Source organism: Uliginosibacterium sediminicola, from assembly GCF_039631295.1.
Lineage (GTDB): Bacteria > Pseudomonadota > Gammaproteobacteria > Burkholderiales > Rhodocyclaceae > Viridibacterium > Viridibacterium sediminicola.
The window spans coordinates 15179-26994 of sequence record NZ_JBDIVE010000012.1; the positions used below are offsets into that span (position 1 = coordinate 15179).

13 protein-coding genes are annotated in these 11816 nt (G+C 67.0%); 6 read left to right on the top strand and 7 right to left on the bottom strand.

Features of this window, described 5'->3' with window-relative positions:
• Nucleotides 1-85: 85 nt before the first annotated feature.
• The 6 genes from ABDB84_RS17755 (at nucleotide 86) to ABDB84_RS17780 (ending at nucleotide 6100) form a co-directional block, all read left to right on the top strand.
• Entirely contained in the window at nucleotides 86-2212 is a 2127-nt protein-coding gene (locus ABDB84_RS17755; RefSeq protein ID WP_345921113.1) for a TonB-dependent siderophore receptor, read from the top strand.
• Between the two features lie 62 nt (nucleotides 2213-2274).
• A complete protein-coding gene (locus ABDB84_RS17760; RefSeq protein ID WP_345921114.1) occupies nucleotides 2275-3384 on the top strand; it encodes an ABC transporter substrate-binding protein in 1110 nt (369 codons plus the stop codon).
• Between the two features lie 68 nt (nucleotides 3385-3452).
• Nucleotides 3453-4523 carry a FecCD family ABC transporter permease gene (locus tag ABDB84_RS17765; protein ID WP_345921115.1) on the top strand — a complete coding sequence of 357 codons (1071 nt, stop codon included), beginning with the start codon at nucleotides 3453-3455 and terminating at the stop codon, nucleotides 4521-4523.
• A complete protein-coding gene (locus ABDB84_RS17770; RefSeq protein ID WP_345921116.1) occupies nucleotides 4520-5320 on the top strand; it encodes an ABC transporter ATP-binding protein in 801 nt (266 codons plus the stop codon). The genes ABDB84_RS17765 and ABDB84_RS17770 overlap by 4 nt, the downstream gene beginning before the upstream one ends.
• Complete coding sequence (locus ABDB84_RS17775; RefSeq protein WP_345921117.1) at nucleotides 5317-5616, top strand: DUF2218 domain-containing protein; 300 nt, start codon at nucleotides 5317-5319, stop codon at nucleotides 5614-5616. Before ABDB84_RS17770 ends, ABDB84_RS17775 begins: the two co-directional genes overlap by 4 nt.
• 34 nt (nucleotides 5617-5650) lie before the next feature.
• Entirely contained in the window at nucleotides 5651-6100 is a 450-nt protein-coding gene (locus ABDB84_RS17780; protein ID WP_345921118.1) for a transcriptional repressor, read from the top strand.
• A gap of 6 nt (nucleotides 6101-6106) precedes the next feature.
• Here the strand turns inward: ABDB84_RS17780 and ABDB84_RS17785 are convergent, their stop codons facing one another.
• From ABDB84_RS17785 to ABDB84_RS17815, 7 genes are read right to left on the bottom strand one after another with little or no spacing between them, the layout of a single operon-like run.
• The gene (locus tag ABDB84_RS17785; protein WP_345921119.1) at nucleotides 6107-6898 is read right to left on the bottom strand and encodes a ChaN family lipoprotein; all 792 of its coding nucleotides are present in this window, start codon (nucleotides 6896-6898) and stop codon (nucleotides 6107-6109) included.
• 39 nt (nucleotides 6899-6937) lie between these two features.
• Nucleotides 6938-7249 (bottom strand): hypothetical protein, encoded by a 312-nt coding sequence (locus tag ABDB84_RS17790; protein WP_345921120.1) that lies wholly within the window; start codon nucleotides 7247-7249, stop codon nucleotides 6938-6940.
• A 23-nt stretch (nucleotides 7250-7272) separates the two neighbouring features.
• Nucleotides 7273-7980, bottom strand: a complete 708-nt coding sequence (locus ABDB84_RS17795) for an energy transducer TonB (RefSeq protein ID WP_345921121.1) — start codon at nucleotides 7978-7980, stop codon at nucleotides 7273-7275.
• The gene (locus ABDB84_RS17800; RefSeq protein ID WP_345921122.1) at nucleotides 7977-8768 is read right to left on the bottom strand and encodes an ABC transporter ATP-binding protein; all 792 of its coding nucleotides are present in this window, start codon (nucleotides 8766-8768) and stop codon (nucleotides 7977-7979) included. Before ABDB84_RS17800 ends, ABDB84_RS17795 begins: the two co-directional genes overlap by 4 nt.
• On the bottom strand, nucleotides 8765-9826 hold the full coding sequence (locus tag ABDB84_RS17805; RefSeq protein WP_345921123.1) for a FecCD family ABC transporter permease: 1062 nt from the start codon (nucleotides 9824-9826) through the stop codon (nucleotides 8765-8767). The genes ABDB84_RS17800 and ABDB84_RS17805 overlap by 4 nt, the downstream gene beginning before the upstream one ends.
• Nucleotides 9823-10725, bottom strand: a complete 903-nt coding sequence (locus ABDB84_RS17810; RefSeq protein WP_345921124.1) for a heme/hemin ABC transporter substrate-binding protein — start codon at nucleotides 10723-10725, stop codon at nucleotides 9823-9825. The genes ABDB84_RS17805 and ABDB84_RS17810 overlap by 4 nt, the downstream gene beginning before the upstream one ends.
• Nucleotides 10713-11813 (bottom strand): hemin-degrading factor, encoded by a 1101-nt coding sequence (locus ABDB84_RS17815; protein ID WP_345921125.1) that lies wholly within the window; start codon nucleotides 11811-11813, stop codon nucleotides 10713-10715. Before ABDB84_RS17815 ends, ABDB84_RS17810 begins: the two co-directional genes overlap by 13 nt.
• Nucleotides 11814-11816: the final 3 nt, after the last annotated feature.

Here is an 11816-nt window from a genome sequence, read left to right on the forward strand (position 1 = left end):
AAGGCGGCACCGGGCAGGCCTATGGATAATAGCGTCAAACCTCGCTAATGCAAATCATTCTCATTAACACGCATCAAGGAAAGACATGAAAACTACAGCCTCCCTGTCCCGCTCCACTCCGCTTCCGACGAGGCGTTGTGCCGCCCTCAGTGCGCTGCTGGCGGGCCTGTTTGCCAGCGCAGCCTGGGCTGATGAACCGGTTGCGCCGGCCGTTGTGGTGAAGGGCACGAACAGCCAAACCAGCGCTGGATATGGCGACGGTGCAGTCAACGTGGGCGGCAAGGGTGATGCGTCGGCCAAGGAGACGCCGCAACCGGTGAGCGTCGTGACCCGCCAGCGCATGGACGACCAGAACATGGTGCGCCTGGATGACCTGGCCCGGCGCACGACCGGCGTGGTGGTGCTGGCCAACGATCAGGGTCGCTCATCGATCTTCATCCGCGGTTACGAGCTGGATTCCGCACTCATCGACGGCCTGCCGGCGCCGCTGTCGAGCATCTATGGCACGCAGCCGGATCTGTCGATCTTCGAGCGTGTCGAGGTACTGCGCGGCCCCGCCGGTCTCTATAGCGGCTTCGGGGAGCCAGGCGGTACCGTCAATCTGATTCGCAAGCGTGCGCAGAAGAAGTTCGCCGGCAGTGGCTCCGTGGCATTGGGTTCGTGGGACGCGCGACGCGGCGAGGCAGACGTGACGGGTAGCCTGAACGAAGACGGCAGCGTCCGCGGCCGCCTGGTGGGCGCCTACCAGAAGAAGAATTCCTCGGTCGACGTAAACAAGAACGAGAACGGCGTGGGCTACGGCACGCTGGATTTCGACCTGTCATCGCGCACCACATTGTCGATTGCCGGCATCAGCTCAAAGAGCGATGTCACGCCCTTCAACGGTTTGCCGAGCAAGAGCAACGGCGACTTGCTGGACCTGGAGCGCTCGACCTTCATCGGTGCCAACTGGAACCGCTTCGAGAATCAAGCGAATGAAGGCATGGCCGAGCTGGTGCACCACCTGGAGAGTGGCGGCCACATCAAGGCTGCCATGCGCTACGTCGACCGCGACGTCAACTTCAAGTACGCCTATGCCGGCAGCGCGGTCAGCAATACCGGCACCGTCACGCGCACAGCCATTGCGCGCGACTACAGGGAGAAAGGGCTGGCCACCGATCTGCACCTCAACAAGCCCTTCAAGCTGTGGGGCCTGCAGCAGAACCTGATCACCGGTATCGACTATCGCCAGTACGACCAGACCACGCTGTCGGGCTCGGCGACCGTGAGCGGCACGACCAATGTCTACAGCCCGACCTATGACTGGCCCGAGCCGACCATCGCCTACAGCAGCCGTACCAACGTGAAACCCGAGCAATACGGCCTGTACAGCAATCTGCGCATCAAACCCTGGCAGCCGCTGACGCTGATCGCCGGCGCGCGCCTGTCGCGTTACAAGAGCGTGACCACCAACCTCGCCACCGGCGTGAGCACCGAACTGAGCTTGCCGACACAGCTCACACCCTATGGCGGCATCGTCTATGAGCTGGGCGAAAACTGGGCGGCCTACACCAGCTACACCTCGATCTTCCAGCCGCAGACCAACCTCGATGCCAGCGGCAAGGTGCTGGACCCGCGCAAGGGCAACAACATCGAGCTGGGCGTGAAAGGCGAGCACATGGGCGGCCTGCTCAACTCGCAGTTTTCGCTGTTCCGCCTGCGTGACACCAATCGTGCGATTGCCGTCCCCAGCACCGCGTACTACGAGGCCAGCGGCAAAACCGAAGTACAGGGCTTTGAAGCCGAGCTGTCGGGCCGGCTGCTGCCGGGTTGGGAGGCGAGCATCGGCTACGCCTACACCGAGACTGAAATCCTCTCGGGCGCCAGCGGCACCTCCGGCACCACCTTCTCGACCTACACACCGCACCACAGCGTGACGCTGTGGACGCGCTACGACTTCCAGAGCGGCGCCCTGCAGAACGCCTATGTCGGCGGCGGCCTGCGCGCCATGAGCAGCTTCTACACGGCCGGCACCGGCTACCGCATCGACCAGGACGCCTATGCCGTGGTCGATACCTTGTTCGGCTACAAGTTCTCGCCCAAGCTCGATGTGTCACTGACCATCAACAACCTGTTTGACAAGAAGTACTACCAGCGCGTGGGCGGCACCTCGGTCTTCAATTTCTACGGCGAACCGCGCAGCCTGTGGCTGAAGACGGGGTTAAAGTTCTGATGCTGACCCCTGTACCGGGTGCCCGGCACCCGGTGCGCAACCTGACACCCCGGCGATAAACCATGCTGCAAAAACTGCTCCTCACCCTCCTGATCTGCCTATCGTCTCTCAGCGCCCACGCACGCACCGTCACCGACCTTGCCGGCCGCCGCGTGAACCTGCCCGACAAGGTCGAGCGTGTGGTGCTGGGCGAAGGCCGTTTCATGATTGCGCTGGCGATGCTGGAAGGCGCCGCGCTGCCCTCGCGCATCGTCGGCAGCATGGACGAGTTCAGCCGCCTGGACCCCGACGGCTACGCGCAATACCTCAAGCGCTTCCCCGAGCTGGCACAGATACCACGCGTAGGCCAGGCATCGGCTGACAGCTTCAGCCTGGAGAAGACGCTCTCACTGAAACCACAGCTGGCCATCTTCGGCCTCAGCGGCCACGGCCCGTCACCGAAGGACGAAACCCTGCTCAAGGGCCTGCAGGCGGCCGGCGTGCCCGTGCTGTTCATCGACTTCCGCACCGATCCGCTGGTCAACGCACCGCGCAGCATGCGTCTGCTCGGACAGGCACTGGGCCGTGAGCGCGAAGCCGAGGCCTATCTGCACTTCTACGAAACCGAGCTGGCGCGCGTTACCGACGGCCTGCGCGGCCTGCAGCGCAAACCGCGGGTGTTTCTGGAGAGCCGTGTCGGCCTGCGCGAAGAGTGCTGCGAGACCATGGTGCGCGGCATGATGGGCCGCTTCCTCGATGCAGCGGGTGGCGACAACATTGCCCGCGATCTGATACCGGGCGAGGTCGGTCAGCTCAGCGCGGAATACCTGCTCACCCACCAGCCCGATGTCTACATCGCCACCGCCATCGGCAATCGCACCACCACGCAGAGCGGACCACAGCGCATCCAGATGGGTGCCGGCATCAGCGCAGCCGACGCACAGGCGTCACTCATGCGCCGCCTGCAGCGCATGCCCATCGCAGCGCTCACGGCCGTGAAGACTGGCCGCGCACATGCCGTGTGGCACCACTTCTACGACTCGCCACTGAACGTCGTCGCCGTGCAAGCCTTCGCCAAGTGGCTACACCCGGAACGCTTCGCCACGCTGGACCCCAACGCCACGCTGCGCACGCTGTATGAGCGCTTCCAGCCCATCCCGCTCGACGGGGTCTATTGGACCTCGGCACGTTGAGCCGCCGTTGCTTGGACTGAGCGGTCCAAGCGCTCCTATCCACCGCCCGCCAGCCACGCCCGCCAGCCATGCAGACACTTGCCACCGCCCCGCCACAGATGCCCTCCCTCGCCAGCGCTTACGCCCGCATCCGCCATCGGCGCATCGCCCTGCTGTGCCTGCTCGGCCTGCTGCTGGCACTGAGTCTGCTGGCCGACGTCGCCAGCGGCCCGGCCGGGCTCACGCTGTCGCAGGTCATCGCCGGGCTCGCAGACAAACAATCGCTCGACGCCGCGACACAGGTCATCCTGTGGGATCTGCGTCTACCCGTGGCGCTGATGGCCGCTGTCGTCGGCGCAGCGCTGGGCCTTGCCGGCGCAGAGATGCAGACCTCGCTCGGCAACCCGCTCGCCAGCCCGATGACCCTGGGCATCAGCGCCGCTGCCACGCTGGGCGCCGCCGTCGTGCTGGTGCTCGACCCGGCTATCGCCAGCCACATCGGCGCCAATCAGGCGGTGAGCCTCGGCGCCTTCATCTGCGCCGCCGCCTGTGCGCTGATCGTGCAGGGCCTGGCGCGCATGCTGGGCGGCAGCTCGGGCGCCATCGTGCTGTTCGGTATTGCCATGTCATTCGCCATCAACGCGCTGGTGTCGGTCATCGAGTTCGTGGCCGAAGCGGGCTCGCTGCAGCAGGTGGTGTTCTGGTCCATGGGTTCGCTGTCGAGAGCGGACTGGCCCAAGCTCGCCATCGTCAGCGGCGTGCTGGGCATCTGCCTGCCCTGGGCCCTGCGCAGCGCCTGGGCCATGACGGCGCTGTGCTCGGGTGAAGAACAGGCGCGCTCGCTGGGCATCGCGGTCGAACGGCTGCGCCTGGTCACCCTGCTGCGCGCCAGCCTGCTGGCGGCCGTCGCTGTCGCCTTCGTTGGCGCCATCGGCTTCATCGGCCTCGTCGCACCCCACGTGGCGCGTCTGCTGCTGGGTGAAGACCATCGCTACTTCCTGCCGGGTGCGGCGCTGTCCGGCGCACTGGTGCTATCGCTGGCCTCCATCGTCTGCAAGAACGCCGTGCCCGGCCTGGTCATTCCGGTCGGCATCGTCACCGCGCTGGTGGGCGTGCCGCTGTTCATAGCGCTGATCCTCGTGCAGCGGAGATCGCTGTGAGTGCGCTGACAATCGAATCCCTGCACGCCGGCTACCGCAAGCGGCCGGTGCTCAAAGACCTGAGCCTCGCCCCGGTCCAGCCCGGCACCGTCGTCGCCCTGCTCGGCGCCAATGCGGCCGGCAAGTCGACCCTGCTGCGCACACTCGCTGGCCAGCTGCGCCCCACGAGTGGCAGCTTGCGCCTTGGCGAGCATGAGCTCATCCGCCTCGACGCCCACACGCGGCGGCGCCTGATCGCTTATCTGCCCCAAAGCTTGCCGGCCGCTGGCGCACTGTTCGCCTGGGAAGCCGTCAGCACCGCCTGCAGCGCCGCCCACCCGGGCAAGTCGGCGCGCGCGCGCGACCAGCTCACCGAGGCCGTGTTCACACGACTGGGCATCGCTGCGCTGGCCTTGCGGCGCATGGGTGAGCTGTCCGGCGGACAACGCCAGATGCTGGGTCTCGCTCAGGCACTGGTGCGCCAGACCCCGCTGCTCTTGCTCGATGAGCCGACCAGCGCACTCGACCCGCGCTGGCAGCTCGAAGTACTCAATGTGATTCGCGAAGACGCGCTGGCGCGCGAGGCTACGATCCTGCTGGTGGTGCACGACCTCAACCTCGCGGTGCGCTTCTGCGACCGCGTCGTGGTGCTCGATGGCGGGCACGTCATTGCGGAAGGCGCACCCGCCACCGCACTGACCCCGGCCGTGCTGCGCCAGGCCTACGGCATCGCCGGACGCATCGAACATTGCTCCCAGGGCAAACCCATGGTCATCGCCGACCACGCCCTGCCCCACCTTCATGGAGAGACTGCATGATCCAGTTGCAAACCCGCTTCGCCGCAGCCGAACCGGGCAAGATGATCCTCAAACTGTGCAAGCACTTCCGCCACAAGGTGCCGGCCGTCTTCGACGCCAGCCGTGGCGAGGTCGACTTCCAGCCCGGACGCTGTGTGCTGAGCGCCGAGGCCGATGCGGTGCATGTGTTCATCGAAGGCGCCGATGAGGCCGAAATCGGCCGCCTGAAATACGTGCTCGACGACCACGTGCGCCGCTTCCTGCGCGCCGAAACGCTGGAGCTGGACTGGCAATCTGCTGCACCACCCATTTGTTGACGAGCACGCGCTGCCCTGGAATGGAGAATGTGTCATGCCCCATACGGATCCCACACAGAGTCCCGAGCTTCGGCTTGAAAACGCCGGCCTGCGCCCGACCACCGTGCGCCTGGACATCCTGCGCCTGATCAATGCCGAAGGCGCAGCGGGCGCCTGCGCCGAGCGCGTCTTCCAGCTCTTGCTGCGCGGCGAGCGGTGCTACAGCATGGGCACTGTTTACCGCACGATTCACCAACTGGAAGCCAGCGGCCTGCTGCGGCGGGCACACGATCCGCACGGCAAGGTGTTCTACCGCAGCGCGCCCGCCGAAGACAATCCGCATAGCTGGCGACTGCTGTGCGCCAATCGCGGCATCTGTATCCACTTTGAGGATATGGCGCTGCACGAGAAGATCCGCGCCATCCTGCGCGACAATGGTCTAGCCGATTTCAGCGGTCAGCTGCGGCTGGAATCTCTTGCCCAGCCCTCCTGCAAGCCCACTTGAACAGGCTCAGCGCTTGCGAAACGCCTCGCAGGGATCAGGCCGTGCCTGCGCCGGCACCGGAATGCGGATGTCGTAAGCGGCTGGCGCGTCGGCCTCAGCGCCCGCCTCCACCCAGGCAAACACCCGCAACTGCGATTGCGCCGCAGGGCCCAGCCAGCGCGGCACGCCGATGTCGCGCCGCACATGCCCATTGCCGGCCAGCAGCACGGCGGGGCGCTGGCCTTGTGCGCTCAGTTGGCGCGCCATGAACTGGTCGCGGGCGATCTGGGCTAAGGCCATGCGTTGCGCCGTTGCCGTGTCGAGAGCGCCGCAGTGCGACTGCTCGATAAGACGCGCCTGGGTGCTCAGGATGTCCGTCGGCAGCGCGGCATCAAAGCCCGCCGCAGCGAGCCCCTCGACCATTACCCGGCGTGCGTCGCTGCGCGAAACATTGGCCGCGATGATGGGCAAATCGTATTGCAGCGCGAGTTCGAGCACGGGTTTGTAAAACGGCCACTGCCAACTGCCCTGCCCGGCTTCGCGAATCAGCAGCTCGGCATCTTTCACGCCGCGCTGGCGCAGGGCGTCGATGCGCGATTGCTGCTCGCGATCGAACTGCTCCATGAGAATCGCCGGCCGCGCGCCCGCTTCGACCCAGCGCCGCAACAGTGCTGTGCGCTGCGCGTGCAGCACAGCATTGTCGTGCACTTCACCCAGCAGGCTCAGCGTCGCGCCTTCCGGCCATCGCGGTGGCAGCGCTGGTGTACTGCTGCAGGCGCTGGCAATGAGCAAGATGAAGATCGCGAGAATTCTGTGCATGGCGCGTACGACGAGTAACTTGAAAAATCGGCCACAGCCTCAGCCTTGCCATCCGTCCGCGCGCCTTGTGCTCTCACACGCGCGAGACGAGCCCTGGCGCGGATGCAACCAATGCTCCTGCAGGTCGAAACAGGCTTCGCGTGTCGCCGCGCCGACGTGCGGCGCCTGCGCAATGCGCTGCAGCTGGCCGCAGATGGCGGCGGAGACGCGCTGCTGACAATCCTCGCACAGCGCTCCGTCGAGATACAGCTGAATCAAGCGCAGCAGATTGGCAACGGCGTTGTCAGCGCCGCTGCCCTGCTCACTGCCCGTGGCGCTGCCGGAACGGCGGTCATGATGTCGGGATTGCATGGTGAAGTCTCCAGTCTGGCTGCTCAGCCATCGAGGGTGAAGCGCACCGGGAATTCGACCCAGCTGGCGAGCGTTTGATCGCCCCGGCGCGCAGGTTTGAATCGCCACTGGCGCGCTGCGCGCAGGGCCGCTTCGTCGAGCAGGCGATAGCCGCTGCTGCGCCACAGTTCGACCTGTCCGGCGCTGCCGTCCTGCAACACCTGAACACGCAGCCACACGGTGCCGCCCACACCTTGCTCGCGCAGCAGGGAGGGATAGTCGGGCGGCGGATTCCAGGCGTGGTCGGGGCGTGCCGCTTCAAGGGGCGCGGGATTGGCCGGGCTTTCGATCTCGCGCGGCACGCGTGCGACGGGTGCGGGCGCGCTGCCAAGCGGCAGCTCGGGGGGCGGCTGGACACGTGCGCCTGGAGGCTCGACGGGAAGCTGCGTCACACGAGCCTGCATCACTTCGCTCGACACGCCGCTGACCAGGCTTGCTGCATGCATCTGCGGCCGTTCTGCAGCGGGCGGTCTGGGCGCCGCAGGCCTCGGCATCGCCGCTGTCGACGCTGCCGGCGCGGCCGCTTTGGCCAGATCGAACCAGCGCACGCTGATGATCTGCTCGCGTGGCCATGCCTGGCGATGCGCTTCGGGCATGATCAGCTGCATCAGCGCCCAGCCGGCCAGCAGATGCAAAGCCGCACAAAGCGCCAGCACCGACAGGCGACTCCCTGCGGGCGGCAGCAGACTCATGCCGCGACGCCTTCTTGTGCCCCCTGGCGTGCCGGGCTGACGCCCAGCGAGCCGTCGGCAAACTGCATGTAGCGCAGACGCACGCCGTACAGCGACTCCAGCGCGGGCAGCGCACGCACGTCGGCCGGCAGGTCCGCCTGCAAGCGCCCATCTCGGATCAGCCACAGGCGGCGGAACGCACTCAGCGCGTGATTGATGTCGTGCAGCACGGCGATCATGGCGTGGCCGCGCTGGGCGGCGAATTGCTCCATCGCTTCCTGCAGACCGAACTGCAGGCCGGGGTCGAGCGCAGCCAGCGGTTCATCGACCAGCAGCAGGCCGCATTCGACATCCCACAACTGGGCAAACACGCGGGCCAGATGCACACGCGCCTGCTCGCCGCCGGACAGGGTATCGAAGCGCCGCCCGGCCAGATGCGTCGCCCGCGCGGCATGCAGGGCCTCGCGCACAATCTGCAGCAGTGCCGGGTCGTGCGGGCGGGCAACGCGACCGAGCGCGACGATGGTGTCCGTCTGCAAGCCGAAGGCCACATGATGCGATTGCGGTAGCACCGCGCGACGCTGCGCAAGCTCATGCACACGCCATTGCGCAAGATTGCGGCCATCCAGACAGACACGTCCCCGGCATGCGGCCAGATCACCCGCCAGCAGGCGCAGCAGCGTGGACTTGCCAGCACCGCTGGGGCCGAGAATCGCAACGCGCTCGCCGGCCGCCAGCTGCAGATTGAAGGGGCCGAACTGGCAGGCGCCCAGTTGCGCGCCGGCCGCTTCCAGCGTAATCAGGCTCATGCCAGCCTCCCGCGTGCACCGCGCAGCAAGATCAGAAAGAACGGCCCGCCAAGCAAGGCAGTGAGAATGCCGATGGGCAGCTCGGCGGGAATGACCAGGGTGCGCGCCAGCGTGTCAGCCAACAACACCAGTGCGCCACCGCAGAGCATCGACAGTGGCAGCACGCGGCGCTGATCCGGCCCGCAGACGACGCGCACCAGCTGCGGCGCGATCAGGCCGACGAAGGCGATCATGCCGCACCAGGCCGCCGCCAGCCCGCTGAGCAAGGCCACCAGCACCAGCACCTCGCTGCGGATGCGCGACACATCGATGCCGACCTGACGCGCCACCGCCTCGCCCATGGCCAGCGTATTCATCGCCTGCAGCAGGCGCTGCAGGCGCCAGCGCGCGAACAGCAGCACGGCCGCGAACAGGCCCACCAGCAACCAGCTGGCGCCGGCCAGCGAACCCAGGGTCCAGAAGCTCAGGCTGCGCAGCTGCTCATCATTGGCCAGATAGGTGCACAAACCGACGATGGCGATGGCCAGGGCATTGAGCGCGATGCCGGTGAGCAGCAGGCCGGTGATGGAACCGGGCGTCAGCCAGCGCGCCAGACGGTCGAGCCCAAAACACACGCTCAGCGCGCCAGCGAAGGCCGCCGCCGGCAGCAACCAGGCCCGCAGCGGCGCCGGCAAGCTTCCGGCGAAGCTGGTGAACACCACGATGCTCAGCGCCGCAGCGCAGGCCGCACCACTGCTGACACCCAGCAAACCGGGGTCGGCCAGCGGATTGCGGAACAGGCCCTGACACAGCGCCCCGGCCAGGCCCAGCGCGGCGCCGACCAGTACCGCAAACACCGCGCGCGGCAGGCGGATCTGCCACAGCACATGTGCCGCGCCGCGCAGGGACTGATCGCCTGCGCCGCCCAGCCTTCCAAGCACCGCCAGCCAATCATCCAGCGTCAGCGACACGGCACCGAACTGCGCCGCCAGCAGCACGCCGGCGAGCAGACACAGCGCGGGCAGCAGACGGAGCGGACGCGGGCCACGGTGGGCACTCAGGGCGAGCGCGAAGCTCATGTGGCCGCCTTGTCCAGCAGCTGGGCCAGCTCGCCCACCGCTTGCGGCAGGCGCGGGCCGAAGCCCAGCAAGTACATGGCCTCCAGCGACACCACGCGGCGCGCGCGGCCGGCCGCCGTCTGCGCGACGCCAGGCAGGCGCAGTATGCCTTCGATGCCGCCATTGGCGTCCAGGCCCTGGCGCGTGAGCAGAATGACATCCGGATCGGCGACAATGGCCGCCTCGGGCGTCAGCGGTTTGTAGCCCTCGAAACCCTGCACGGCATTGCGCGCGCCGGCGTAAACAATCATCGCCTCGGCCGCCGTGCCCTCACCCCCCACCATGATCTGGCTGGGCGAGTGCGCGAGGATGAACAGCACGCGCAGCGGGCGCTGGGCACGCTTGTTCTGCAGGACGCGGCTGGCCGCCTGGGTGCGCACCCAATCCGCATTGAGCTTGTCGGCCAGCACCTTGGCGGCCGCAACACGACCGGTGATGGCGCCGACGCGCTGCACGCGCTCCAGCAGACCTTCGAAACGATGCTTGGCAGGCAACACGGTGACCGGCACGCCGGCTGCGGCAATCTGCCGTATGACGGCCGGCGGGCCGGCCTCTTCGGTGGCGAGGAGCTGCGTCGGCGCGAGTGCCAGCACGCCTTCGGCCGATAATGTTCTGGCATAGCCGACGATGGGCAGCTGCTGCGCCATTGCCGGGTACAGCGAGGTGCTATCGACACCGACCAGATCGCGCTCGGCCTGCAGCGCGTAGACGATCTCGGTGAGCGCGCCGCCGACACTGACGATGCGCTGCTGGGCGGCGCCTGCAGCGGGCAGCAGGCCGCCAGCGAGCAAGGCGGCACTCGTGCCGAGAACACGGCGGCGCGCGGCGCTGAAGCTCGGGCTCAGGCTCAGGCGGCGCATGACACGCTCTCACTGCTCAGGTCGGCGAGAATCGCGCGCCAGCTGGCGAGCTCGGGCTGGCCCGGTTTGCGCTCGCCGAAGAACATGGCGATCGATTCGCCCTGGGCGTCGAACAGCTCCAGCGAGCTGACTTCGCCATCGGCCGTGGGCTTCTTGACCACCCAGGCCTGAGCAATGTGGTCCTGCCGCAGATGCAGGTTGAAGCCTTCATCAAGCACATTGAGCCAGTCGCCCATCACCGCGATGCGCTTCACCACACCGCTATGAATCTGGATCATGCCGGGGTTGCCGACGAAAACCATGATCGGCACCGCGCTGCGCGCGGCAGCGCTGAGCAAGACATGCGCGGCCGACAGTTCGACCTGCTGCGCAAAGCGTGGCTCGGCCAGACGCAGGGCCTGGGTGCGCGTGAGGCCGTACTCGCGCAGCAGGCCGAAGAAGTGATGCGTGTCCTGCAGCGCAGCCCAAGCCGCACGGAAGCCGGCGAGGTCGATCTCGCCATCGGGCTTTTCGACAACGGCGGCGGCCCGCGCCGCCACCGGCAGCGTAGCCTCGACCTTGTCGATGGCATAGCGGCTGACCAGCTGCTGCCAGGCCAGCTCGTAGCTGGCCGGGCGCAGAAAGATCTTGTGGATCGCCACGCCCTGCGCATCGAAGAACTGCAGGCTCTGCTGCAAGCCCTTGTCGGTACGCTCCTGCACCGCAAAGCCGCTCTCCCACTTCTGGTAGAACACACGCAGATCGATCTCGCCACCGAGCACCAGACCAACGTGCGCGTTATGCGAGGCCTTGCGGTAGACGCCGGTCTTCTCGTGCACGCAGGAGGCATTGCGCGTGAGGGCCATCACCTCGCCAAGCGGCTCCAGCGATTCGATGATGGCCGGCCACTCGGCGCGCAGGCGACGGGCGCGCAGGCCAGGCCAGTCACCCACCCAGACCTCAGCCTCCACACTATGCGCAGCAATCAATTGCGCTTCGCTGATGCCCAATGTGTCGGCGATATCACGATGGCGTGCGCCGCCCGCAGCGCGTTGCTCGGCGAAGCGCTTGCGGATGTCGGCAGGAGAAGGCGGAGTGTGGGCATGCATACG